The organism is Micromonospora sicca, assembly GCF_003172935.1.
Taxonomy (GTDB): Bacteria; Actinomycetota; Actinomycetes; order Mycobacteriales; family Micromonosporaceae; genus Micromonospora; species Micromonospora sicca.
The window spans coordinates 46136-70031 of record NZ_QGKS01000406.1 but is presented as its reverse complement, the minus strand read 5'-3'; the positions used below and the strand labels follow the sequence as shown (position 1 = coordinate 70031).

Here is a 23896-nt window from a genome sequence, read left to right as displayed (position 1 = left end):
ATCAGCCCGCCGCGCTCACCACGACGCGGCGCGGGGCACGGGCCAGCTCCCGGGCGGTGCGCCGGGCGATCAGCAGCGAGCCGACCGCCGTGGGCGCGAGCCAGGCGACCAGGTTGCCGTCGGTCATCTGTACGGCGAAGCCGGTCACGAAGGCGATCACGGTGCTGCCCATCAGGTTCAGGTGCCACACCCGCCAGCCCCGGCCGCCGAGGCCCCCGGGTCGGCGGCGGGCGAACCAGAGCCCGCCGAGCAGCCAGCCCAGCGTCAGCACGCCGAGGATCGCCAGCCCCCAGAGACGGGCGGGGTCCAGGGCGAAGAGCCCCAGCGCGCTCAGGCTGAGCCCGACGGCGGCCACCGCGTAGATCCGGCCGAGCAGGGTGTGCCGGCCGCGGCGCTTGGGGGCGAGGAGGATCGGCAGCGCGAGCAGCAGGCCGGTGGTGCCGCTGGCCGCGTGGATGAGGACGAGAACGGTGTGCATGACGACTCCCCCGTGACCTCCCACTGTGGGAGGTCGATGGCTTGATCCTGCGACCTGACACAATGGGATGTCAAGCGAAAACGCGAAGGAGCGCCAGCCCATGCCAGACCGGCCGTTGAACGCCACCACCGCCTCCCTGCTGGGCTTCCTGCACGACGACCCGATGACCGGCTGGGACCTGGTGACGGTCGCCGAGCAGCGGATCGGCGCGTTCTGGTCACTCACCCAGAGCCAGGTCTATCGGGAACTGAGCGCGATGGCCGCCGCCGGACTGGTCCGGGCCGGCGAGCGCGGCCGCCGCGACCGGCAGCCGTACGAGATCACCGAGGCCGGCCGGGCCGCCTTCGCCGAGTGGGCCGCCCGGCCGCCGGCCGAGGAGACCATCCGGTTCCCCCTGCTGCTCACCGTGCTCTTCGGCCGGCACCTGCCGGCGGACCGGATGGCGGCGTTCCTGGCGCAGCACCGGGCCGCGCACGCCGAACGGCTGGCCGGGTACGAGCAGGTGGCCGCCGCGCTCCCCGAGGAGGCGGACGCCATCGACCCGTACTCGGTGGCCACCTTGCGCTTCGGTCTGGCGTACGAGCGGGCGGTGCTCGACTGGTTCGATACGCTGCCGCTCGCGCTGCGCGACCCCGCAGCCGGGGCGGGGAGCACGCCCGGCACGGGAGGCCGCCCGAGCGGCGACGCGGAGGACTGACGGAGTCGCCGGGCTGGGATGATCAGCTCATGACGACCCGCGAGACACCGCGCGCACTGCCGGTGCTGGCCCACCAGATGCCGTCCTTCGACCCGGCCGGCGCGCCGGCGGAGCCGATGACGCTCTTCGCCGACTGGCTCACCGAGGCCGTCGCCGCCGGTGTGGACGAGCCGCACGCGATGACCCTGTCGACCGTCGACGCCGACGGCGCGCCGGACGCCCGGGTGCTGATCCTCAAGGACCTCGACCCGACCGGCTGGCACTTCGCCACCAGCGCGATCAGCGCCAAGGGTCGCCAGCTCGCCGCCGACCCCCGGGTCGCGCTCACCTTCCACTGGCGGGAGCAGGGCCGCCAGGTCCGGGTCCGCGGCGCCGCCCGGGCCGCCGACCCGGCCGTCTCCCGGCAGGACTTCCTGGCCCGGCCCGAGGGCTCCCGGATCGCCACCCTGGCCGGCCGGCAGAGCGCCGTGCTCACCGACCGGGCCGAGCTGGACCGGGAGCTGGCCGACGTCCGCGCCCGGCTGACCGCCGACCCCGACCTGGTCGCCGAGACCCACACCGTCTACGCCGTCGTGCCGACGACGGTGGAGTTCTGGCAGGCCGACCGGGAACGCCGGCACGTCCGGCTGCGCTACCGCCGCACCGAGCGCGGGTGGGACCGCGAGCTGCTCTGGCCGTGACCGGCCGCCGGGTCAGCCCAACTGGGCGACCAGGTCGTCGACCGAGGTGACCGGCCGGTCGCAGACGAAACCCCGGCAGACGTACGCGGTGGAACGGCCGTCCAGCGCCGGCCGGTCGGCGAGCAGCGGCACGCCGGGCTGGTCGGTACGGCCCGCCACGGTCACCGCGCCAGGCGGGGCGTACCGGTGCGCCGCGCGGACCAGCGGGTCCTCGGCCGGATCGTCGGTGACCACCGCGATCTCGTACGGCCCGGAGAGCAGCGCCTCGCCGACGGTGGCGGCGTACCCGGTGAACCGCGCGTGCCGGCCGACGAGCGGCGCGACGGTCGACAGGGCGGTTTCGCCGGCCTCCCGATACCGCACCTCCCCGCTCAGCGCCGCGTACGCCACCAGCGCCGCGACGATCGCCGACCGCCCGGACGGGGTGGCGTTGTCGGTCGGGTCCGCCGCCGGGTGACCAGCCGCTCGGCGTCGTCGGCGGTGTCGAAGAACCCGCCGTCGGGCGCGGCGAACCGGGCCAGCGCGACGTCGAGAAGCTGACCGGCGAGCTCCAGCCAGTGCCCCTCACCGCTGAGCTGGTGCATGGCGCAGAACGCCTCGGCCACACAGCCGTAGTCCTCCAGCACGCCGGCCGGCTCGCCGACCACCCCGTCCCGGGAGACCCGGCGCAGCCGCCCGTCCACGAGGTGCACCTTCGCCAGGTGCTCGGCGGTGTCCCGTAGCGCGCCGTCGGCGACGATGGCGACCCCGTCCATCAGGTTCGCGTCCTCGTCGTCGGGGGACGCGTAGACGGCGGCGACCTGAAGGAACTCGGCGATCGCGGTGATCGCCAGGCCGTTCCAGGCGGCCACCACCTTGTCGTCGCGGGCGGGCTGCGGGCGGGTGTCCCGGGCGGCCAGCAGCCGCCCGACCACCGCCTGCCAGCGCGCGCGCACCGCCGGGTCGGCGTCGTCGACGTCCCGGGCCAGCCGCAGCACGCTCATCCCGTGCTCAAAGGTGCCCTCCTCGGTGACCGCGAAGAGGTCGGCGGCCCACCGGCCGTCCTCCTCGCCGAGCACCTCGACGAGCTGGGCCGGCGTCCAGGCGTAGGTGAGCCCCTCGACGCCCTCGGTGTCCGCGTCCAGGGCAGAGGCGAAGCCCTCCCCCGGCTTGTGCAGCTCGTCGGCGAGGAACCGGGCGGTGTCCCGGGCCACCCGCCGGGCCAGCCGGTCGCCGGTGAGCCGCCAGAGCTGGGTGTAGACCCGCAGCAGCAGCGCGTTGTCGTAGAGCATCTTCTCGAAGTGCGGCACGGTCCAGTGCCCGTCGACGGAGTAGCGGGCGAAGCCGCCGGCCAGTTGGTCGTTGATGCCGCCGCGGGCCATCGCCTCGCAGGTGTGCCGGACGATCTCCAGGCTCTGCGCGGAACCGGTGCGCTGGTGGTGGCGGAGCAGGAAGAGCAGGTTCATGTGCGGCGGGAACTTCGGCGCCCCGCCGAAGCCGCCGTTCGTCCGGTCGTACTCCGTGGCGAGCTGCGCGGCGGCGGCGTCGAGCAGGTCGGCGGTGAGCGGCGCGCTCGTCCCGCCGACGGCCTGGGCCCCGCCGATCGCCTCGACCACCGCGGCGCCCTGCCGGAGCACCGCCTCCCGCTGGTCCCGCCACGCGGTGCCCACGGACTCCAGCAGCCGGATGAAGTTCGCCCGCGGAAAGTAGGTGCCGCAGAAGAAGGGGGTGCCGTCCGGGGTGGCGACGACGGTCATCGGCCAGCCGCCCTGGCCGGTCATCGCCTGGGTGGCGGTCATGTAGACGGCGTCGACGTCCGGCCGCTCCTCGCGGTCCACCTTGATGGCGACGAAACCGTCGTTGACCAGCCGGCCGACGGCCTCGTTCTCGAACGACTCGTGCGCCATCACGTGGCACCAATGGCAGGCGGCGTAGCCGACCGAGATGAGCACCGGCACGTCGCGCCGCTTCGCCTCGGCGAACGCCTCGTCGCACCACGGCCACCAGTCGACCGGGTTGTCGGCGTGCTGGAGCAGGTACGGCGACGTGGCGTTCGCGAGTCGGTTCACCCGACGACCATATCCAGCGCCGGGCCGACCTGTCGGAGGTCGCCCTCGATCGTCGCCGCGATGGGGCGCCCCGTTCCGCCAGGCCGGCCGGCCGGATACCGAGCGGCCTTCCAATATTCACATTCATTGATTTGAATCAGGCGCATGCCGGCCGGCCACCACCGCCGGTCCCCGGAGAAGGAGACGTCATGCGCAGACTCCCCGCCCTGCTCGGCCTCGCCGCCCTGGTCACCGCCACCCTCGCCCCCACGCCCGCGTCCGCCGCGGTCCCCGTGGACACCCGGGTCTCGGCGGCCACCACCGTCGGGACGCACAACGCGTACGAGCGCGGCACCTACACCTACCTGGCCCAGGCCCTCGACGCCCGGCCCGGGCTGATCGAGCTGGACGTCTGGCCGGACGTCATCGCCCGGCAGTGGCGGGTCAGCCACTCCAACCCGATCGGCAACGACAACAACTGCGTCGCGGCCACCAGCGCCGCCCAGCTCTACACCGGCACCCGGAACAGGAACCTGGAGCACTGCCTCGACGACATCCGGCTCTGGCTGGCCGCGCACCCGGGGACCGGCCCGCTCATCCTCAAGCTGGAGCTGAAGACGGGCTTCAGCGGCCGCACCGGTCAGGGGCCCGCCCAGCTCGACGCGGTGCTCGCGGCCCGGTTGGGCGCCGCGGTGTTCCGCCCGGCCGAGTTGCTCGCCGGCCACGCCTCCCTCGACGCCGCCGCCCGCGCCGACGCCTGGCCGACCCGGGGACAGCTCGCCGGCCGGGTGATCGTGGAGCTGATCCCGGGCACCGTCGAGGAGGACAATCCGACCGACACGCTCCGGACCGACGTCGAGTACGCCCGGTACCTGGCCGGCCTGTCGGCGGCCGGCGCCCTGCCCAGGGCGCAGGCGTTCCCCGCCGTGCACAACGCGCAGGCCGGCGACCCGCGCATCCGGTACGCCGAGACCGCCCTGCGCCCCTGGTTCGTGCTCTTCGACGGGGACGCGACGGCGTACGTCAGCGGCGGGATCGACACCGCCTGGTACGACACCAACCACTACCTGCTGGTGATGACCGACGCGCAGAACGTGCCGCCGACGGTCGGCGCCGACCCGGACGCGGCGGCGGCCCGGGTGGCCGAGCTGGCTCGGGCCCACGCCAGCGTCGCCTCCGCCGACTGGTCGGCGCTGCCGGGCGTGGTCGACGACGTGCTGCCGCGCGGCTGAGCCGCCGGGTTCCGCGCCGCCGGTCCACTCCGGCGGCGCGGGACGGCGCGGCGGCCGGACGTCCGGCCGCCCCGGGTCGGTGCCGGGGACTCAGGAGGCGCCGTCGGCGCGGAGCGGGAAGACGTTGCCGGGGGCGGCGTCGAGCAGCGACCCGAGGACCGCGCCGATCTTGTCGGCCGGCATCGGCTTGAAGAAGTGGTAGCCCTGGGCGGCGGTGCAACCCAGCTCGGCCAGGGCGTTCCGCTGCTCGGCGGTCTCCACCCCCTCGGCGACCACCCGCAGGCCCAGCTCGTGGGCGAGCCCCACGGTGGTCCGGACGATCGCCGCCGCCTCCGGCGAGTCGGCCATCCGGATCACGAACGAGCGGTCGACCTTCAGCTCGTCCACGGCGATCCGGGTGAGGAAGGTCAACGACGAGAAGCCGGTGCCGAAGTCGTCGACGGCGAGCTGCACCCCCATCGCGCGCAGCGTGGCGAGCACCTCGTCGATGATCTCCAGCTCGCTCATCACCACCGTCTCGGTGATCTCCAGGACCAGGCGGCGCGGCGGCACCTGGTGCCGGCGCAGCGCCTCGCCGATCTCCGCCGGCAGCCGGGGGTCGAGCAGGCTGCGCGCCGACAGGTTCACCGAGATCGGCACGTCCAGCCCCAGGCGGGCCCAGTCGGCGGCGACCGCGAGGGCCTTGTCCAGCACGTACCGGGTGAAGGCGCCGAGCTGTTCGCTGTTCTCCACCGGGCGGATGAAGTCGGCCGGGCCGAGCCAGCCGCGGCGCGGGTGCCGCCAGCGGATCAGCGCCTCCACGCCGGTCGGGGCGCCGGTGGCCAGGTCCACCGCCGGCTGCAACGCCAACACCAGCTGGTCGTCGGCCGCCAGCGCCTCCCGCAGCTCGGCGAGCAGCGCCAGATGGTCGGTGCTCGCGGCGTCCCGGGAGCTGTCGTACGCGGCGACGCTGCCGCCGCCCTCCTTCGCCTGGTACATCGCGATGTCGGCCCGGCGCAGCAGCTCGGTCAGATCGGCGGCGCCCGCGTCGGCGACCACCACGCCCACCGAGACCTCGACGGACATCCGCACGCCCGCGACCTCGGTCGGCGCGGCGAGCCGCTCGGCGATCTCCCGGGCCTGCCGCAGCGCGTACGCCATCGGCCCGGCGCGGTCACCGACCACCGGAACCGCGGTCAGCAGCAGGGCGAACTCGTCTCCGCCGAGCCGGCCCAGCAGGTCACCGGAGCGGGCGAGGGCCGTCAGCCGGCTCGCGGTCAGCCGCAGCAGCTGGTCCCCGGCCGCGTGCCCGAGCGTGTCGTTGACCTCTTTGAACTGGTTGATGTCGAGCAGCAGCAACGCCACCGGGTGATCGTGGGCGAGCTTGCGCAACGCCTGGTCGCCCTGGTCGAGCATGGCGGCCCGGTTGACCAGCCCGGTGAGCTGGTCGTGCACCGCCTCGTACGAGGAGCGCGCGGTGACCAGCCGCAGCTCCCGGTGGGTGGCCGCGTCGTGCAGGGCGGCGGCCAGGGCGTCGCCGAAGGCCGCGACGGCGTCCCGTTCCCGAGCGCTGGGCGGGGCCGACCGGGCGAAGTGGACCCGCAGCTCACCCACCCCGACGCTGCCCACGGTCAGCGGTCGGACCAGCTCGTGCTCGGCCGGCTCGGTACGCACCGGCGCGTCCACCTCACGGTCGCGCAGCTGGCCGCCGAGGTCCGCCCGGTACCGCCACCACCGGCCGTCGCCCCGGGCGACGGCCACGTCGACGAGTTCCGCCCCGAACAGGGTGAGCGCGCCGGACACCGCTGCGGTCGCCACGCCCCGCTCGTCGAGCTGGTTGAGGGCGGCGGTGGCCTCCGCGAACGCCCGCCAGGTACGCCGCTCCTGGTCGGCCCGGAGCCGGTGGCGGTACGTCTGCTGGAGCAGCCAGAGCGGCGGCGGGAGCAGCAGCAACCAGCGGGCGTCGAGCTCCAGCAGGGTGACGATCACCAGGCCGACGGCCACGTTGCCGACGAACATCAGCAGTTTGCCGCGGAGCGCGGCGAGCAGCGGCGGTCCGACCGGGACGCCGTGCCGCAGCGCCAGGGTCGCCCCGCCGAGCCAGCCGGTGGTGAGCAGGTAGGTCACCGAGCCGGCGGTGAGCGCGAGGGCGAGCGCCGGGGTCGGCGCGGCGAGCAGGGGTCGGCCCAGCGCGCTGGTCACCGCGACGGCGAGCGCGGTGGCGGCGGTCAGCGACCCGGTGATCCGGACGAGTTCCAGCGCCGGCCGGCGGTCGGTGAGCAGGGACATGGCCGTCCAGGCCGTCCCGGTGCCGAGCAGCGCCGCCGCCGGCAGCCAGCCCGCCGGTACGAGGTAGAGGCAGACGATGAGGGCCGCTTCGCCCCAGGTGATGCTCACCATCCCCGAGGCGGTCCGGAACTGGAGCCGGGCGAGCTGAGCGACGGCGAACACGGCGACGGCGATCCCGAAGCGGGCCGGGCCGGGCAGCGCGTCGTCCGGCGGGAGGGACGCCGGGACGGTCAGGCCGATGACGGCGGCGACCAGCGCGGTGATCCCGACCGCGGCGGTCAGCAGGAGCACCCCGGTCGGCGTGCCGCGCAGGCCCAGCCGATCGGGGGATTGGCCGTCCCGGCCGGAGGTCACGGACCCACCCCGTCCGCCGGCACGCCGGGGGTGCGGCGGGTGGCCGCTGCTTCGACGGTCATCGGCGCCCCCCTTCCGCGCACGGCTCGGGGACTTTTGGTCCCCCCGGCGGAAGGCTAAGCCAAAGCCGGTGGTCGCAACAGGGGGCGACGACCGGCTTCGACGTGAATCATGCCTGGACTACCCGTTCCGGCGCTGCTGGGAGCCGTTGGGAGCGTTCGTCGGTGATTCCTGCGCGACGGTCCCGTCTGTCGGATCGACGACTGTCCCGTCGGTGCGTTCGGGGTCCGCCGGACCGGCCTGCTGCGGGAAGCGGTCGGGCAGGCGACGCAGTCGGGCGTTCATGTTGCGGATCAGCAGGACGGTGGCGGTGGCCAGCAGCACGATGAGGAAGAGGCCCATCGGCCCGGCCAGACCACCCGTGCGGGTGTCACCGAAGTTGTTCTCCGCGAGCACCTGGGCAGTGGTCAGCATGGTGTTCCTCCGATGTGCGGCTCCCGTCCAGCGTAGCCCTCCGCCGGATCAGCGGGCATGGCACGTCTCGCGGACGCCGGCGAACAGGTCCGACTCGGGCAGCGGGCTGTCCACCAGCGAGCGGGCGAGCTGGTAGTCCTCGGTCGGCCAGGCGCGCCGCTGGAGGTCCATCGGGACGTGGAACCAGAAGCCGTCCGGGTCGATCTGGGTGGCGTGGGCCCGCAGGGCGTCGTCGCGGACGGGGAAGTATTCGGCGCACTCGACCCGGGTGGTGATCCGCGGGCCCTTGTCGGGACGATCCTCCCAGCGCTCGAGCCAGTCCTCGTACGGCGATTCGAGGCCCGCGGCGAGCATGCCCTCGTGCAGCGCCATGATCTTGCCCTTGGAGAAGCCGATGTCGTAGTAGAGCTTCAGCGGCTGCCACGGCTCACCCAGCTCCGGGTGGCGCTCGGGGTCGCCGGCGGCCTCGAAGGCGGCGACCGTCACCTTGTGGGTCATGATGTGGTCCGGGTGGGGGTAGCCACCCTCCTCGTCGTACGTGGTGACGACGTGCGGTCGGAACTGCCGCATCAGGCGCACCAGCGGTGCCGCCGCGACCTCCACGTCCTGCAGGGCGAAGCACCCCTCGGGCAGCGGCGGCAGCGGGTCCCCCTCGGGCAGCCCCGAGTCGACGAACCCGAGCCAGGCCTGCTCGATGCCGAGGATGGCGCGGGCGGCGTCCATCTCGGCGCGCCGGATCTCGCCGATGTTGGCCCAGACGTCCGGTCGGTCCATCTTCGGGTTGAGCACGCTGCCGCGCTCACCGCCCGTGCAGGTCACGACCAGGACATCGACCCCTTCGGCGACGTATTTCGCCGTGGTCGCGGCGCCCTTGCTCGACTCGTCGTCGGGATGGGCGTGCACGGCCATGAGACGCAACTGCTCTGCCACCTTCGGCACTCCTCGTCTGTGCCCGTCGGGCGACCCGACCCCGGGTAACCCGGCTGACCTGCCGGAATCTCCCCCGCGCCCGGAAAATCACCCGTGCCGACCTGTCCGCGTCACCGCCGACCTGCCATCCTTGGGTCAGCGCCGGGCTGGGAAGATGGACTCTGCCATTCTTGCCGATGCCGCCGACAACAACGCCAGGAGATACCCGCCGGTGACCGAGACGCACGCCACAATCACGCCGGGCGCGCCGGTCTTCCCGCCCGGCCGGTACGGTCGCCGCCGCGAACCGGGCCGCCGCCGACCCCTGCTGGCGGCGCTGCTGGCGGCCGTCCTGCTGGCGACCCTCGGCCTGATCGCGGCCAAGCTCTACCAGCAGTACGGCGATCCCAGGTACGACGCCCAGGTGATCACCTACACGGAGATCACCGACTCCCAGGTGGTGATCGACTTCCGGGTCACCGTGCCGGCGGGCGGCTCGACGACCTGCGTGCTCCGGGCCCGGGCCTCCGACGGCGCCGAGGTGGGGCACGAGGAGGTCACGGTGACCGCGCAGCCGGGGGAACGCCGGATCGACGCCCGGCACCGGCTGGCCACCAGCGCCCGGCCGTTCATCGGCGAGGTGGTGCGCTGCCGCCCAGCCGGCTGACCCGGACGCGGCGGGCCCGAGCCCACCGTCGCCGGCCTGGGCGTCGGCCCGCGACCACCGGCCCGCGCGACCGCCGGTCCCATCGCCGGCACCCCACGTGATCGGCGACACCCCGAGGTGTCCCGCACTGGTAACTTGGTAGTTCACCTGTCAGCCAGTCCGCACCAACCGAGGAGGACCGCCTGTGTCCACGAATGGCAACGAGGCGCCCGCCACCTGGCTGTCCCAGGACGCGTACGACCGCCTCCAGGCCGAGCTCGACGAGCACATCGCGAACCGGCCGGTGATCGCCGCCGAGATCAACGCGCGGCGCGAGGAGGGCGACCTCCGGGAGAACGGCGGCTACCACGCCGCCCGCGAGGAGCAGGGCAAGGCCGAGGGGCGCATCCGCTACCTCCAGGAGCTGCTGCGCACCGCCAAGGTGGGCGAGGCGCCGACCGCCGACGTGGTGTCGCCCGGCATGGTGGTGACGATCTACTTCGACGACGACCCCGAGGACACCGAGACGTTCCTGCTCGGCTCACGGGAGATCGCGTCCACCACCGACCTGACCGTCTACAGCCCGGAGTCCGCGCTGGGCAAGGCCATCCTGGGCGGCCGCGAGGGCCAGACCTGCACCTACACGGCGCCCAGCGGCGCCGACATCAAGGTGACCGTGGTCAAGTTCGAGCCCTTCTCCGGCTGAGCCCCACACCCGGACCCGCGCCGGCAGGCCCGGGCCCGACCCCGACCGGGGCTGACAGGCCGCCGACTGCCACACCGCCCCGGCCGTGCCACGGCCGGGGCGGTCGCATTTTCCGGCTACGGGCGGCGTCACGCCTCGGCGGCGAAGACCACCTGGTAGCCGCTGGCCCGCAGCGCGCTGATCAGCGTGTCCGAGTGCTCCACACCCCGGGTCTCCACCGACAGCGCCACCTCCACCTCGCCCAGGCGCAGGTGCGGGTTGGCCCGCTGGTGCTCCACGTCGACCACGTTGGCCCGGTGCTCGGCGATCTCACTGAGCAGCGAGGCGAGCTGGCCCGGCCGGTCCGAGCAGCGCACGGTGACCCGCAGATACCGGCCGGCCGCCGCGAGACCGTGCTCGATCACCCGCAGCAGCAGCAGCGGGTCGATGTTGCCGCCGGAGAGCACCGCCACCACCGGCGGCTCCACCTCGACCACGCCGGCCAGCAACGCGGCCACGCCGACCGCGCCGGCCGGCTCCACCACCTGCTTGCCGCGCTCCAGCAGCATCAGCAGCGCCCGGGAGATGTCCTCCTCGGAGACGGTGACCATCTCGTCGACCAGCTTGCGGACATGGGTGAAGGTGAGGTCGCCGGGCCGGCCGACCGCGATCCCGTCGGCGATCGTCGAGAACGACGGCAGCCGTACCGGCTCGCCGGCCCTCAGCGAGGGCGGGAAGGCGGCGGCGGTCGCGGCCTGCACCCCGATCACCCGTACGTCCGGACGCAGCGCCTTGGCGGCCACCGCGATGCCGGAGATCAGCCCGCCACCGCCGACCCCGGTGACGATGGTCTTCACGTCGGGGCACTGTTCGAGGATCTCCAGCGCCACCGTGCCCTGCCCGGCGATCACGTCCGGGTGGTCGAACGGGTGGATCAGCACCGCCCCGGTCCGCTCGGCGAAGGTCTCCGCCGCGACCAGCGACTCGTCCACCGTGTTGCCGACCAGCTCGATCTGCGCGCCGTACCCCTTGGTGGCGGCCACCTTCGGCAGCGGCGCGTTCACCGGCATGAAGACGGTGGCGTGGGTGCCGACCAGGCCGGCGGCGAGCGCCACCCCCTGCGCGTGGTTGCCGGCGCTGGCGGCGACCACGCCGCGTTCCCGCTCCTCGGCGGAGAGCCGGGAGATCCGCACGTACGCGCCGCGCACCTTGTACGACCCGGCGCGCTGCACGTTCTCGCACTTCAACCAGGCCGGGCCGCCCAGGGTGGCACTGAGCGGCCGGGAGGGTTCCAGCGGGGTGGTACGGGTGACGCCGGCGAGCAGCTCCCGCGCGGCCTGTACGTCGGCGAGACCGACCAGTTCCGTCATGCCCCGATCGTGCCACCCGCCGCTTCCGGCACCGATGGCGACGCGGGGTTCGCGTCCACGGGAACCCGCTGCGACGGCCCGGTCACCGGCGACGCCGGCTGTCCGACCGGTACGGACTCCCGTGACGCCGGCGGCACCGCGGCCCCGGGCACCGGCAGGGCGACGGCCGGCCATACCGGGGTGGCCCCGTCGATCCGGGTCTGCTGGGCGGCGGACACCCGCAGCACCAGCACGATCAGCGACACCCCGGCGACCAGGCAGGCCAGCACCGGCAGGGCGTTCCGCAGGGCCGCCTCGCGGTAGTGGTCGAAGTCCGGCGACGCCCCCTGCCGGGCCAGCCGCACGTCGGCCCTGGCCTGGGCGAGGTTGCTGAGCAGGTCGGCGAAGCCGAAGCCCAGCCAGGCCACCCACCAGAGGGCGACCAGCGCCCGGAGCCGGCCCCGGCCGAGGCTCTCCCGGACGATGCCGACCATCACGGCACACGGCACGCCGAGGCTGGCGACGGGCACCCACCAGCCAGTGATCGCCCAGTGCGGGGCCAGGGACGACCGCACTCCCGGAAAGGCGTCCGTGTTCTTCCGCGCCCGGAACATCCAGATCATGACCAGCGCCGCGGTGGTGAGAAGGACGACCAGGTACGACAGGGAGAGCAGGCCCTCGGCCACCGTGGCACCGCGGCCGGCACCCGGGTCACCCGCCGTCCCGGCCTGGCGGGACAGCAGGGCGTTCACCGCCGGGGCGAGCGCCACCAGCGTGTACAACAGCGTGGTGAGACCGACGCCGACCGCGGCGGCCACCCCGAGCCCACGCACCGGATAGGTCGGCCTGCCCGGCGACAGGGCGGGCCGGTCCGACGACGTACCGCAGCCAGGGCAGTCGCCGACGGGCGTGGTCGGCTCGGCCCCGCAGATGTGGCACCGCATGTCTGCCCCCCGTGCGCCGTGGAAGTCGCGCACACGCTAGTCGATCATGCCGCGGCCGGCGACCCCGTGCCCACTCGCGGGTAGCCCGGGGCGTGCCGCTGCCACGGGGCCTGCATCTCGAACTGGCCGGCGATGCCGAGCAGCAGCAGCTCCGAACCGGGCGGCCCGACCAGCTGCACGGCGACGGGCAGCCCGTCCGGACGCCGGCCGACCGGCACCACGATGGCGGGCAGGCCGGCGATGTTCCACGGGGCGGCGTACGGGGCGTACCGGATGTTGGCCGTCATGTTCGCCACCCAGGAGCGGCCTGACCAGCCGGCGGCCGCCGGCGGCGGGCCGGCCAGCGCCGGGGTGAGCAGCAGGTCGACCGAGTGGTCGCCGAAGAAGTTCACCGAACGCTCACGCCAGGCGGCCCGGTCGGCCTCCCGGACGTACCCGCGCCGCTGCGCCCACTCGCCGAGCGCGACGTGCCGGCGGCTGCGCCGCTGCAGGACCCGCCGCTCCAGCCCGGCGGCCTGCACGTCGGCGGCGGCCGCCGCGAACCAGGTGGCGATGCCCTGCAGGCCCAGCCGGGCCGGGTAGACCGGGTCGGCGGGGACGGTGTCGTGCCCGGCCGCGGCGAGCAGCCGGCCGGCCGCGGCCACCGCGTCGCGGTTGGGCGCGTCCGGCGCGACGCCGCGCACCGGGGAGCGCAGCGAGACGCCGACCCGCAGCCGCGACGGCGGAACCAGCTTCTCCTGACGGCGGCCGGCGAGCACCTGGAAGCCGACGGCCGCGTCGGCGACCGTGGTGGTCAGCATGCCGTGCTCGGTGAGGCCGAACCAGTCCTCCGCGCCGAGCTGGCAGGGGACGACGCCCCGGCCGGGCTTGAGCCCGACCAGGCCGCAGCAGGCGGCCGGGATGCGGATCGAGCCGAGGCCGTCGTTGCCGTGCGCGATCGGCACCAGCCCGGCGGCCACCGCGGCGGCCGCGCCCCCGGACGAACCGCCCGGGGTGCGCCGCCGGTCCCACGGGTTGCAGGTCACCCCGGTCTCGTCGTCGGTGAGCGCCCAGAGGCCGAGTTCCGGCATCCGGGTCACCCCGAGGATCACCGCGCCCGCGCCGCGCAGCCGCCGGACCACCTCGTGGTCGGCCTCCGCCACGGCGGTACGCACGGCCGCCGACCCGTTCCAGGTGGGCAGGCCGGCGACCGGGGTGTTCTCCTTGACCGCGACCGGCACCCCGGCCAGCGGGAGGTTGGCCAGGTCCTCCTGCTCGTCGACCTTCTCCGCCTCGGTGATCGCCTCCCCGCCGCGTACCGCGCGGAACGCGGCGAGGTCGGCGTCGGCCCGGGCGATGTGGTCCAGGTGGTCGGCGACGACCTGGGTGGCGGAGACGTCACCCCGGCGTACGCCTCGGGCGATCTGCTTGGCGGTCGCCCCCACCCAGGTCGGCATGATGTCCTGCACGGCCACCCTCCCCAGCGGTCAGCCCAGCGCCTGCTCCAGATCGGCGAGCAGGTCGTCGACCGTCTCGATGCCGACAGACAGTCGCACGAGATCGCCGGGAACTTCAAGCGGCGAGCCGGCAGCACTTGCGTGTGTCATCCGGCCCGGGTGCTCGATCAGGGACTCCACGCCGCCGAGCGACTCGGCGAGCACGAAGAGCTTCGTGCGGTTGCAGATCTCCACCGCGTGCTCCTCGCCGCCCGCGGCGCGGAACGAGATCATGCCGCCGAACCGGCGCATCTGCTTGGCGGCCACCTCGTGGCCCGGGTGCGACGGCAGGCCCGGGTAGCTGACCTGGCCGACCTTGGCGTGCCCGTCCAGGTACGCGGCGATCCGCTCGGCGTTGTCGCAGTGTCGGTCCATCCGTACGCCGAGGGTCTTGATGCCGCGCAGGGTGAGCCAGGCGTCGAACGGGCCGTTGACCGCGCCCATCGCGTTCTGGTGGTAGCGCAGCCCCTCGCCGAGCCCGGCGTCGGCGGCGATCAGCGCGCCACCGACCACATCGGAGTGCCCGCCGATGTACTTCGTGGTCGAGTGGACCACCACGTCCGCGCCGAGGGTGATCGGCTGCTGGAGGTACGGCGAGGCGAAGGTGTTGTCGACCACCAGGAGCGCGTTGGCGTCGTGCGTGACGGCGGCCAGGGCGGCGATGTCGGCGATGCCGAGCAGCGGGTTGGTCGGCGTCTCCACCCAGACGATCTTCGTGGTGGCGCGGATCGCGGCCCGCACCGCGTCCGGGTCGGAGACCCGGGCCGGGGTGAAGTCGAGCCCCCAGCGCTCCGCGACCTTGGCGAAGAGCCGGTACGTGCCGCCGTACGCGTCGTCCGGGATCACCACGTGGTCGCCCGGCTTGCAGATGGTGCGCAGCAGGGTGTCCTCGGCGGCCAGGCCGCTGGCGAAGGCGAGCCCGACGGGCCCACCCTCCAGCGCGGCCAGGCACTCCTGGAGCGCGTCCCGGGTCGGGTTGCCGGAACGGCTGTATTCGTAGCCCTCGCGGGGCGTCCCGACGGCGTCCTGCGCGTAGGTGCTGGTCTGGTAGATCGGTGGGATCACCGCGCCGGTGCGGGCCTCCGGGTCCTGGCCGGCGTGGATGGCGAGCGTCTCGAAGCCGTGACTCATTCCGCAGACGTTAGTCCTCCCGCCCGTCCCACCGGCTGGAACCCGGACGCGGGTCACAACACCGGTGATGCCGGGGCGGCTGGGACTACGCCGCACGGCGGCGGACCCGTCGAGCGCCTAACCTGGCCCGATGAGCGGGTGCGTGTTCTGCGGGATCGTGGCGGGTGAGGTGCCCGCGTTCACCGTCGCCGACGAGCCGGACGGGGTGGCCTTCCTGGACACCCGGCCGGTGTTCAAGGGTCACGTCCTGGTGGTGCCGCGGACCCACCTGGTCACCCTGAGCGACCTGCCGGCGGAGGCGCTGGCCGGGTACTTCGGTCTCGTGCAGCGGTTGGCCCTGGCGGTGGAGACCGGTCTGGGGGCCGGTGGGACGTTCGTGGCGATCAACAACAAGGTGTCCCAGTCGGTGCCGCACCTGCACACCCACGTGGTGCCCCGGACCAAGGGGGACGGCCTGCGCGGTTTCTTCTGGCCCCGGACCCGGTACACCGACGACGCCGAAGCCGAGGGGTTCGCCCGGCGGGTGGCCTCGGCCGTGCCGGCCTGACCGCGAGTCGGCCGGGTAAGGAAGCGGGGCCTGGCGGTGTTGCAGGCTGGGAGAGGTAGGAAAGGAGTCCCACCGTGTTCCTTCGCCGCATGAAGGCCGAGCTGCCCACCCCCGACCAGGCCCTGCCGGGCCGCCCGATCGCGATGCCGATCGGTGACCGGCACGAGGTGCTCCCGTCCTCGCTGAAGGGCCCCTTCCCCGAGGGCTCGCAGGTCGCCGTCTTCGGAATGGGCTGCTTCTGGGGCGCCGAGCGGCTGTTCTGGACCCTGCCCGGTGTGGTCACCACGTCGGCCGGCTACGCGGGTGGCGTCACCCCGAACCCGACCTACGAGGAGGTCTGCTCGGGCATGACCGGGCACGCCGAGGTGGTCCAGGTGGTCTACGACTCCGCGAGGATCAGCTACGAGGACCTGCTCAAGGTCTTCTGGGAGAACCACGACCCGACCCAGGGCATGCGCCAGGGCAACGACGTCGGTACGCAGTACCGGTCGGCGATCTACACCACCACCGAGGACCAGCTCGCCACCGCGCAGGCGTCCCGGGACGCGTTCGCGCCGATCGTGGCGCGGGCCGGCAAGGGTGAGATCACCACGGAGATCGCCCCGCTCGGCCGCTACTACTTCGCCGAGGACTACCACCAGCAGTACCTGGCCCCCACCAAGAACCCGAACGGGTACTGCAACCACGGTCCCAACGGGCTGAGCTGCCCGGTGGGCGTGGCGCGTACCGCCGGCTGACCGACCTGATGTCCGTTTCCCGGGCCTGCGGTGTTTGTCACACCGTGGGCCCGGTGCGATTCGGGCACCGCGCGGGCCGTCGGCAGGAACGTCGGCGCTGGCAGCGCCCAGGAATCGAGAGGCGCGCACCCTAGCAAACACGTAACGCCGTAGCATCAGCTCAACAGGCGAACTGTGGCCACCTCTGGCAGCATTGCGCGGCATGTGCGGACTGGCTGGGGAGTTCCGTCGGGACGGCTCGCGCGCCGACGTCGCGGCGGTGGAGCGGATGGCGGCCACGATGAGTGACCGGGGACCGGACGACAGCGGGGTCTGGTCCCAGGGCCCGACGGCCCTCGGGCACCGCCGCCTGAAGATCATCGACATGTCCGCGGCGAGCGGACAGCCGCTGGTCGACGCCGCCTCTGGTCTGACCGGCGTCTTCAACGGCTGCATCTACAACTACCGGGAACTGCGCCAGGAGTTGCGGGCCAAGGGGCACCGCTTCTTCTCGTCCGGCGACAGCGAGGTGGTGGTCAAGGCGTACGCCGAGTGGGGGCTCGACTTCGTCGACCACCTGATCGGCATGTTCGCCGTGGCGATCAGCGAACGGGACAGCGGCCGCCTGGTGCTGGCCCGGGACCGGCTCGGCATCAAGCCGCTCTACCTGGCCGAGACGCCCGGCGTGGTGCGCTTCGCCAGCACCCTGCCGGCGCTGCTGGCCGGCGGCGGGATCGACACCTCGATCGACCCGGTGGCGCTCGCCCACTACCTCAGCTTCCACAGCATCGTGCCGCCGCCGCGGACCATCCCGCGCGGCGTCACCAAGCTGCCCCCGGCCACCGTCCGGGTCTACGAGCCGGACGGCTCCACCCGCGAGCGGGTCTACTGGGACCCCGCGTTCAGCCGGGCCGCCGAGCGCGCCGACTGGTCCGAGCGGGACTGGCAGGACGCGCTGCTGGAGTCGCTGACCACCGCGGTACGCCGCCGGATGGTGGCCGACGTGCCGGTCGGCGTGCTGCTCTCCGGCGGCCTCGACTCGAGCCTGGTCGTCGCGCTGCTCGCCGGGGAGGGCCAGTCCGGGCTCGCCACCTTCTCCATCGGCTTCGAGGCGGTCGGCGGCCGGGAGGGCGACGAGTTCGTCTACTCCGACCTGGTGGCGAAGACCTTCGACACCGACCACCACCAGATCAAGGTGCCCACCGGCGACCTGCTGCCGCCGCTGGAGGCCGCCGTCGCGGCCATGAGCGAACCGATGGTCAGCCACGACTGCGTGGCGTTCTACCTGCTCAGCCAGGAGGTCGCCCGGCACGTCAAGGTGGTCCAGTCCGGCCAGGGCGCGGACGAGATCCTGGGCGGCTACCACTGGTACCCGCCGCTGGCCGGCGTCGACCGGGAACAGGCGCTCGAGACGTACGCGAAGGCGTTCTTCGACCGGGACGCGGCCGGCCTGGCCCGGGTGCTCAACCCGGCGTGGCTCGCCGAGGGCGACCCGGCGCGGGACTTCGTGGCCGGGCACCTGGGCCGGCCGGGCGCGCAGACCGCGGTCGACGCCGGCTTGCGGATCGACACCCAGGTCATGCTGACCGACGACCCGGTGAAGCGGGTCGACAACATGACTATGGCGCACGGGCTGGAGGCCCGGGTGCCGTTCCTCGACCACGAGTTCGTGGAACTGGCGGCGGGCTGCCCACCCGAGCTGAAGCTGGCCCAGGGCGGCAAGGGCGTGCTCAAGGAGATCGGCCGCCGGGTCCTCCCGCACGAGGTGATCGACCGGCCCAAGGGCTACTTCCCGGTGCCGGGCCTCACCCACCTGGAGGGCAAGCTCCTCGACCGGGTACGCGACGCGCTCTCCGCGCCCGAGGCCCGCCGCCGCGGCCTGTTCCGCGCCGACTACGTCGACGCGCTGCTCGCCGACCCGAACGCCGAACTGACCCCGTTGAACGGAAACAAGCTGTGGCAACTGGGACTCCTGGAAATGTGGCTCCAGAGCCACGGAATCGACTGACCGTGACCGACACCCTCGCCACCGGCACGGCGCGTATCGACCGGGAACGGGTGCTCGGCCGCCGCCGGGAGCGGACCGGTCCGGGCGGCGACCCGGTCGCCCCGGGCGCGCCCGAGCCCGCGCGGCGCCCCACCGACCCGGCCGGCGTGGTGCTGGACTGCGGCTGGGGCCGGCTGGTCTTCGGCCAGACCTTCACCGACCAGTCCGCCGTCGCCGACGTGCTGCGCTCCGAGGCGGCCGGCGCCCGGGACATCTGCATCTACCTGCGCGACCCGCACGTGCTGGTGTCCCGGCTGCCGGACGAGCTGTTCATCGACCCGTCGCTGACCTACCGGCTGCCACTGGGCGACCGCCGGCCGGCCGCCACCGACTCCGGCGCGGAGATCCCCGGCCTGGTGATCCGTCCGCTGCGCGACGCCGCGGACGCCGACGCGGTCAACCGGATCTACGCGCGCAACGGCATGGTGACCGCGCCGGTCGAGGTGCTGGTCGACAACGCCGGCACCGATCGCTTCCTGCACCTGGTCGCCGAGGCGCCCACCGGTGAGCTCGTCGGCACCATCACCGGTGTCGACCACGTGGCAGTCTTCGCCGACCCGGAGAACGGCGCCAGCCTCTGGTGCCTGACGGTGGACTTCAACCACGCGCCGCCCGGCACCGGCCAGGCGCTGCTGTCGGAACTGGCCGACCGGCTCGACGAGCGGGGGCGGGCCTTCGTGGACCTCTCGGTGCTCGCGGAGAACTCGGGGGCGATCCGGCTCTACGAGCGGCTCGGCTTCCACCGCACCGGCACGCTCTGCGTGAAGCGGAAGAACCCGATCAACGAGCGGCTCTTCCTGGCCGCCGCCCCGGAGGGATACGACGAGCTCAACCCGTACGCGCGGATCGTCGCCGACGAGGCGATGCGGCGCGGCATCCGGGTGGAGGTCACCGACCCGCAGTGGGGCGAGCTGAAGCTGACCAACGGCGGCCGGACCGTGCACACCCGCGAGTCCCTGTCCGAGTTGACCTCGGCGGTGGCGATGAGCCGCTGCGACGACAAGCGGGTCACCCGGCGGATCCTCACCGAGGCCGGGCTGTCGGTGCCGCGCGGGCGGACCGCCACCGGCGAGCCGGACGACCTGGCCTTCCTCGAGGACGTCGGCCCGGTGGTGGTCAAGCCGGCTCGGGGCGAGCAGGGCAACGGCATCACCGTCGGGGTGCGCACCGCCGAGGCGCTCACCGCGGCGGTGGAGCTGGCCCGGCGGTTCTGCCCGGACGTGCTGATCGAGGAGCTGCGCGACGGCGAGGACCTGCGGGTCATCGTCATCGACCACGAGGTGGTGGCCGCCGCCGTCCGCCGCCCCGCCCAGATCACCGGCGACGGGGTGCACGACGTCACGGAGCTGATCGAGCGGCAGAGTCGCCGCCGGGCCGCCGCCACCGGCGGCGAATCCCGCATCCCGATCGACGACATGACCCGCGAGGTGGTGGCGGAGGCCGGCCACCGGATGCACGACGTGCTTCCGGAGGGTCAGGTGCTCGCCGTACGCCGGACCGCCAACCTGCACACCGGCGGCACCATCCACGACGTCACGGCCGAGCTGCACCCGACCATCGCCGAGGCGTGCGTGGCGGCCAGCCGGGCGTTGGACATCCCGGTGACCGGGCTGGACCTGCTGGTGCCCGCCCCGGACCGGCCGGAGCACGTCTTCATCGAGGCGAACGAGCGGCCCGGCCTGGCCAACCACGAGCCGCAGCCGACCGCCGAACGCTTCGTGGACCTGCTCTTCCCCGGCACCCGGGCACCGCAGCGGCTCTGGTCGCCGGCCGGGACGGGCGGTGTCGCGTGAGTCCGAAACCGCTGGAGCTGGACCTCGCCTACCTCCGCCAGGTGCTGGTGGAGCTGCTGGAGATCCCCAGCCCGTCGGGGCGTACCGACCACGTCCAGCAGTACGTCGGGGAACGACTCTCCGCGCTCGGCATCTCCTCCACCCTGACCCGGCGTGGCGCGCTGAGCGCCAATCTGCCCGGGCCACGGGAGACCGGCGCCGACCGGGCGATCGTGGTGCACACCGACACCATCGGCGGCATGGTGAAGCGGCTGAAGTGCAACGGTCGGCTGGAGCTGAAGACCATCGGCACGCACAGCGCCCGGTTCGCCGAGGGCGCCCACGTGCGGATCTTCACCGACGACCTGGACCGGGTGATCACCGGCCAGGTGCTTCCGCTGAAGGCGAGCGGGCACCGCTACAACGACGACGTCGACCTGCAGGGAGTCGGCTGGGAGCACGTCGAGGTCCGGGTCGACGAGCCGGTGCACGATGTCGCCGGCCTGCGGGCGCTCGGCATCGACGCCGGGGACTTCGTGGCGTTCCTGCCCAACCCGGTGATCACGCCGAGCGGATACGTGAAGTCCCGGCACCTGGACGACAAGGCCGGCGTGGCGGCGGTGCTCACCGCGTTCAAGGCGATGGTCGACGCCGGGATCACCCCGGCGGTCACCGCGCACCTGCTGGTCACGGTCACCGAGGAGATCGGCCACGGCGCGAGCCACGGCCTGGACCCGGACGTCGCGGAGATCGTCTCGGTGGACGCCGCGGTGGTCGCCCCCGGGCAGCAGTCCCGGGAGAACGCGGCGACCCTGGCGATGGGTGACGGGGTGGGCCCGTTCGACTACCACCTGACCCGCAACCTGGCCGCCATCGCCAAGGAGCACGGCGTCGACCTGGTCCGCGACGTCTTCGACTACTACCGGTCGGACGTGGCGGCGGCGGTCGAGGCGGGCGCGCACGCCCGGGTGGCGCTGCTCGGCTTCGGCGTCGACGCCACCCACGGCCACGAGCGCACCCACCTCGACGGGCTGCGCCACCTCACCCAGTTGCTCTGCCTCTACCTCCAGAGCGACCTGGTCTTCCCCGAATGGGACGCCGAGCCCGAAGGCGACCTGGCCGACTTCCCGTCGCTGGCCGTCCAGCCGGCGTCCGAGGACGGCCCCCGCGAGGGCCCGATCGGTGTCACCGACCCGGCCTCGCAGGGCCCGGCGTAAGCCCACCCGGCGCTACGAAGCTGATGTCGTGGATGAATCACCCCGGCGGCCCGGGCGCTGATCCATTCACGTCATCAGCTTCGTAGCGACCCGCGGCACTGGATCATCCAGGCCAGCAGCCCGACCGGGGAGTCCTGCCACGGGCACGCCGGTCGTGCCCGAGCCGGCGCATCAGCTCGGCGAGCATCCGCCCGATCCGGGCGACGGAGAAACCGGCCTCCGGTGGCGGGGCGGAGAACCCGAAGCCGGGCATCGACGGCACCACGACGTGGAACGCCTGCCCGGGGTCGCCACCGTGGGCGCGCGGATCGGTGAGCGGCCCGATCAGCTCGGTGAACTCGACGAACGAGTTCGGCCAGCCGTGGGTGAGCAGCAGCGCCCGAACTCCGCCGCCGCCTGCGCGACCTCGCCGGCCGGGCGCTGCGGGCGTCCACCGGGCATTCCCAGCCGGGCCTGTGATCGAAATCCGTTGCCGGGGCCGCCGGGAAGTCGATAGCGTGGCGGTACACGGGAAAGGAGGTGGTCCAGACTTGTATAGCAATCGGACTCGTGAGGTGGCTGTCCGCTAGCCGCTGTCCTCGACAGTGAGATCTCGTCCGCCGAGAGGCGGGCAAAGGCACGATCGTCGAGACCGTGTGGCAGCGGTGCGGCGAAACCACGACAGCCACCCGACCCCCGGGGTGCCGGCCCAGTCCAGCCGGCCCGCGCGCGAGCGCGGAAGCCCCGGGGGTCGCTTCATGTCCGGCGGAGCCGGGCCAGTCGACCCAGCCGGGAGGTCAGGACCGTGTCGATGCGCGAGCTGGTGGTGCTCGGAACGGCCAGTCAGACGCCCACCCGTTATCGCAACCACAACGGCTACCTGCTGCGCTGGGACGACGAGGTGCTGCTGTTCGACCCGGGCGAGGGCAGCCAGCGGCAGATGCTGCACACCGGCATCTCCGCCACCGACCTCACCCGGATCTGCGTCACCCACTTCCACGGCGACCACTGCCTGGGACTGCCCGGCATGATCCAGCGGCTCTCCCTGGACCGGGTGCCCCACCCGGTGGCCGTGCACTTCCCGGCCGCGGGCGCCGAGTACTTCGCCCGGCTGCGCCACGCCAGCTCCTTCTACGAGACCGCCGAGTTGCGCGTCGAGCCGATCGACGCCGACGGGCAGCGGATCACGCTGGGCCTCGGCACGCTGGAGGCCCGCCGGCTGCGGCACCCGATCGAGACGTACGGCTACCGGCTGGTCGAGCCGGACGGCTTCCGGGCGCTGCCGGAGAAGCTGTCCGCGTACGGGATCACCGGTCCGGCGGTCGGCGAGCTGCTCCGCGTCGGCCACCTCGACGTGGACGGGCGCCGCGTCACCCGGGACGAGGTGAGCGTGACCCGCCCGGGGCAGCGGTTCGCCTTCGTGATGGACACCGCGCTCTGCGACGGGGTGTACGCCCTCGCCGAGCTCGCCGACCTGCTGGTCATCGAGTCGACGTTCCTGGAGTCGGAGGCCGCGCTCGCCGCCGAGGTCGGTCACCTCACCGCGGCGCAGGCCGCACGGGTGGCGACCGAGTCGGGAGTACGCACGCTGCTGCTCACCCACTTCTCCCAGCGGTACGCCGACCCGCGCCGCTTCGCCGACGAGGCCCGCGAGCACTTCGCCGGTGAGCTGGTCGTCGCCGAGGACCTGATGACCGTGCCGGTCCCGCCCCGCCGGGTAGCCTCGGTCGGATGACGGTCACCCTGCGCCCCGCCACCGAGGCCGACCTGATGCCGGTCGGCGCCCTGCACCAGCGGTCGCGGGTGGCGGCGTACTCGTCGTTCCTGCCGGCGGAGGCGCTGGCCGAGCCGACGCCCGAGGCGATGGGGCGGTACTGGGTCGAGCGGTGGACCTGGGAGCGGGACGACCACCGGATGACCGTCGCGGACCGCGACGGCCGGCTGGTCGGCTTCAGCTACCTGGGCCCGGACGACGAGGGCGACCCGGCGACCGGCCTGCTCAACGCGATCCACCTGGAACCGGACGAGCGCGGCCAGGGCACCGGGCGGGCGCTGATGGTCGACGCCCTGGCCGCCATGCGGGCCCGCGGCTGGTCCCGGGCGGTGCTCTGGGTACTCCGGGAGAACGCCCCCGCCCGTGCCTTCTACGAACGCGGCGGCTGGACGCCCACCGGGTCGGCACGTGACGAACACATCGGCGCCGCCCGTACCCGCCAACTCCGCTACGAACGCCCGCTCTGACCGTCGCGGGCGCCTCGACCGCCGCCGT

Annotated in this window: 20 protein-coding genes and 2 pseudogenes; 12 read left to right on the top strand and 10 right to left on the bottom strand. The window is 73.6% G+C overall.

Going from position 1 to position 23896, the window contains the following annotated elements; translation table 11 throughout:
* Nucleotide 1 precedes the first annotated feature (1 nt).
* Entirely contained in the window at nt 2-478 is a 477-nt protein-coding gene (locus tag DKT69_RS31770; protein WP_109805117.1) for a hypothetical protein, read from the bottom strand.
* Between the two features lie 100 nt (nt 479-578).
* On the opposite strand from DKT69_RS31770, the gene DKT69_RS31765 reads away from it, so the two are divergent.
* Nucleotides 579-1175 carry a PadR family transcriptional regulator gene (locus DKT69_RS31765; RefSeq protein ID WP_109805116.1) on the top strand — a complete coding sequence of 199 codons (597 nt, stop codon included), beginning with the start codon at nt 579-581 and terminating at the stop codon, nt 1173-1175.
* 29 nt (nt 1176-1204) lie between these two features.
* Nucleotides 1205-1855, top strand: coding sequence for a pyridoxine/pyridoxamine 5'-phosphate oxidase (locus DKT69_RS31760; protein ID WP_109805115.1), 651 nt, complete (start codon nt 1205-1207; stop codon nt 1853-1855).
* Nucleotides 1856-1867: 12 nt separating this feature from the next.
* Here the strand turns inward: DKT69_RS31760 and DKT69_RS31755 are convergent.
* Nucleotides 1868-3903: pseudogene (locus DKT69_RS31755) on the bottom strand (thioredoxin domain-containing protein).
* A 188-nt stretch (nt 3904-4091) separates the two neighbouring features.
* On the opposite strand from DKT69_RS31755, the gene DKT69_RS31750 reads away from it, so the two are divergent.
* Entirely contained in the window at nt 4092-5114 is a 1023-nt protein-coding gene (locus tag DKT69_RS31750) for a phosphatidylinositol-specific phospholipase C domain-containing protein (protein ID WP_109805114.1), read from the top strand.
* A 90-nt stretch (nt 5115-5204) separates the two neighbouring features.
* Here DKT69_RS31750 and DKT69_RS31745 read toward each other — a convergent pair whose 3' ends face one another.
* From DKT69_RS31745 to mca, 3 genes are all read right to left on the bottom strand, one after another.
* Nucleotides 5205-7700 carry a putative bifunctional diguanylate cyclase/phosphodiesterase gene (locus tag DKT69_RS31745; protein ID WP_236648479.1) on the bottom strand — a complete coding sequence of 832 codons (2496 nt, stop codon included), beginning with the start codon at nt 7698-7700 and terminating at the stop codon, nt 5205-5207.
* 216 nt (nt 7701-7916) lie between these two features.
* Nucleotides 7917-8210 carry a hypothetical protein gene (locus DKT69_RS31740; protein ID WP_109805112.1) on the bottom strand — a complete coding sequence of 98 codons (294 nt, stop codon included), beginning with the start codon at nt 8208-8210 and terminating at the stop codon, nt 7917-7919.
* A gap of 48 nt (nt 8211-8258) precedes the next feature.
* Nucleotides 8259-9140: a mycothiol conjugate amidase Mca gene (mca, locus tag DKT69_RS31735; RefSeq protein ID WP_109805122.1), complete on the bottom strand. Its 882-nt coding sequence runs from the start codon at nt 9138-9140 to the stop codon at nt 8259-8261.
* A 211-nt stretch (nt 9141-9351) separates the two neighbouring features.
* Between mca and DKT69_RS31730 the strand changes: the two genes are divergently transcribed.
* Both DKT69_RS31730 and greA read left to right on the top strand, forming a co-directional pair.
* The gene (locus tag DKT69_RS31730; RefSeq protein WP_109805111.1) at nt 9352-9786 is read left to right on the top strand and encodes a DUF4307 domain-containing protein; all 435 of its coding nucleotides are present in this window, start codon (nt 9352-9354) and stop codon (nt 9784-9786) included.
* A 184-nt stretch (nt 9787-9970) separates the two neighbouring features.
* A complete protein-coding gene (gene greA / locus DKT69_RS31725) occupies nt 9971-10471 on the top strand; it encodes a transcription elongation factor GreA (RefSeq protein WP_109805110.1) in 501 nt (166 codons plus the stop codon).
* Between the two features lie 128 nt (nt 10472-10599).
* Here the strand turns inward: greA and ilvA are convergent, their stop codons facing one another.
* The 4 genes from ilvA to DKT69_RS31705 are packed head-to-tail and all read right to left on the bottom strand — an operon-like array spanning nt 10600 to nt 15349.
* A complete protein-coding gene (ilvA, locus tag DKT69_RS31720; protein ID WP_109805109.1) occupies nt 10600-11820 on the bottom strand; it encodes a threonine ammonia-lyase in 1221 nt (406 codons plus the stop codon).
* Entirely contained in the window at nt 11817-12743 is a 927-nt protein-coding gene (locus DKT69_RS31715; protein ID WP_146231264.1) for a DUF4328 domain-containing protein, read from the bottom strand. Before DKT69_RS31715 ends, ilvA begins: the two co-directional genes overlap by 4 nt.
* Before the next feature lie 44 nt (nt 12744-12787).
* A complete protein-coding gene (locus tag DKT69_RS31710; protein ID WP_109805107.1) occupies nt 12788-14197 on the bottom strand; it encodes an amidase in 1410 nt (469 codons plus the stop codon).
* 12 nt (nt 14198-14209) lie between these two features.
* Nucleotides 14210-15349: a cystathionine gamma-synthase gene (locus DKT69_RS31705; RefSeq protein ID WP_109805106.1), complete on the bottom strand. Its 1140-nt coding sequence runs from the start codon at nt 15347-15349 to the stop codon at nt 14210-14212.
* Between the two features lie 130 nt (nt 15350-15479).
* On the opposite strand from DKT69_RS31705, the gene DKT69_RS31700 reads away from it, so the two are divergent.
* The 5 genes from DKT69_RS31700 to DKT69_RS31680 all read left to right on the top strand — a co-directional run bounded on the left by DKT69_RS31700 (nt 15480) and on the right by DKT69_RS31680 (nt 21648).
* Nucleotides 15480-15896: an HIT family protein gene (locus tag DKT69_RS31700; protein ID WP_109805105.1), complete on the top strand. Its 417-nt coding sequence runs from the start codon at nt 15480-15482 to the stop codon at nt 15894-15896.
* Nucleotides 15897-15970: 74 nt separating this feature from the next.
* Nucleotides 15971-16633 carry a peptide-methionine (S)-S-oxide reductase MsrA gene (msrA, locus tag DKT69_RS31695; RefSeq protein WP_109805104.1) on the top strand — a complete coding sequence of 221 codons (663 nt, stop codon included), beginning with the start codon at nt 15971-15973 and terminating at the stop codon, nt 16631-16633.
* A 202-nt stretch (nt 16634-16835) separates the two neighbouring features.
* Nucleotides 16836-18620: an N-acetylglutaminylglutamine amidotransferase gene (locus DKT69_RS31690; RefSeq protein WP_109805103.1), complete on the top strand. Its 1785-nt coding sequence runs from the start codon at nt 16836-16838 to the stop codon at nt 18618-18620.
* Between the two features lie 2 nt (nt 18621-18622).
* On the top strand, nt 18623-20452 hold the full coding sequence (ngg, locus tag DKT69_RS31685; protein ID WP_109805102.1) for an N-acetylglutaminylglutamine synthetase: 1830 nt from the start codon (nt 18623-18625) through the stop codon (nt 20450-20452).
* Entirely contained in the window at nt 20449-21648 is a 1200-nt protein-coding gene (locus DKT69_RS31680; RefSeq protein WP_109805101.1) for an osmoprotectant NAGGN system M42 family peptidase, read from the top strand. Before ngg ends, DKT69_RS31680 begins: the two co-directional genes overlap by 4 nt.
* Nucleotides 21649-21796: 148 nt before the next feature.
* Here the strand turns inward: DKT69_RS31680 and DKT69_RS40315 are convergent.
* Nucleotides 21797-22024 (bottom strand): annotated as a pseudogene (locus tag DKT69_RS40315) (alpha/beta fold hydrolase); the annotation flags it as partial.
* Between the two features lie 408 nt (nt 22025-22432).
* Here DKT69_RS40315 and DKT69_RS31670 point away from each other — a divergent pair.
* Nucleotides 22433-23362: a ribonuclease Z gene (locus DKT69_RS31670; RefSeq protein ID WP_109805099.1), complete on the top strand. Its 930-nt coding sequence runs from the start codon at nt 22433-22435 to the stop codon at nt 23360-23362.
* Nucleotides 23359-23868, top strand: a complete 510-nt coding sequence (locus DKT69_RS31665) for a GNAT family N-acetyltransferase (protein ID WP_109805098.1) — start codon at nt 23359-23361, stop codon at nt 23866-23868. Before DKT69_RS31670 ends, DKT69_RS31665 begins: the two co-directional genes overlap by 4 nt.
* Nucleotides 23869-23896 lie beyond the last annotated feature (28 nt).

Coding starts and splice junctions, on each gene's coding strand:
- DKT69_RS31715 (WP_146231264.1), bottom strand. CDS start 12,743: ATGCGGTGCCACATCTGCGGGGCCGAGCCGACCACGCCCGTCGGCGAC.
- ilvA (WP_109805109.1), bottom strand. CDS start 11,820: ATGACGGAACTGGTCGGTCTCGCCGACGTACAGGCCGCGCGGGAGCTG.
- DKT69_RS31665 (WP_109805098.1), top strand. CDS start 23,359: ATGACGGTCACCCTGCGCCCCGCCACCGAGGCCGACCTGATGCCGGTC.
- DKT69_RS31705 (WP_109805106.1), bottom strand. CDS start 15,349: ATGAGTCACGGCTTCGAGACGCTCGCCATCCACGCCGGCCAGGACCCG.
- DKT69_RS31750 (WP_109805114.1), top strand. CDS start 4,092: ATGCGCAGACTCCCCGCCCTGCTCGGCCTCGCCGCCCTGGTCACCGCC.
- DKT69_RS31690 (WP_109805103.1), top strand. CDS start 16,836: ATGTGCGGACTGGCTGGGGAGTTCCGTCGGGACGGCTCGCGCGCCGAC.
- DKT69_RS31740 (WP_109805112.1), bottom strand. CDS start 8,210: ATGCTGACCACTGCCCAGGTGCTCGCGGAGAACAACTTCGGTGACACC.
- DKT69_RS31700 (WP_109805105.1), top strand. CDS start 15,480: ATGAGCGGGTGCGTGTTCTGCGGGATCGTGGCGGGTGAGGTGCCCGCG.
- DKT69_RS31765 (WP_109805116.1), top strand. CDS start 579: ATGCCAGACCGGCCGTTGAACGCCACCACCGCCTCCCTGCTGGGCTTC.
- DKT69_RS31760 (WP_109805115.1), top strand. CDS start 1,205: ATGACGACCCGCGAGACACCGCGCGCACTGCCGGTGCTGGCCCACCAG.
- DKT69_RS31770 (WP_109805117.1), bottom strand. CDS start 478: ATGCACACCGTTCTCGTCCTCATCCACGCGGCCAGCGGCACCACCGGC.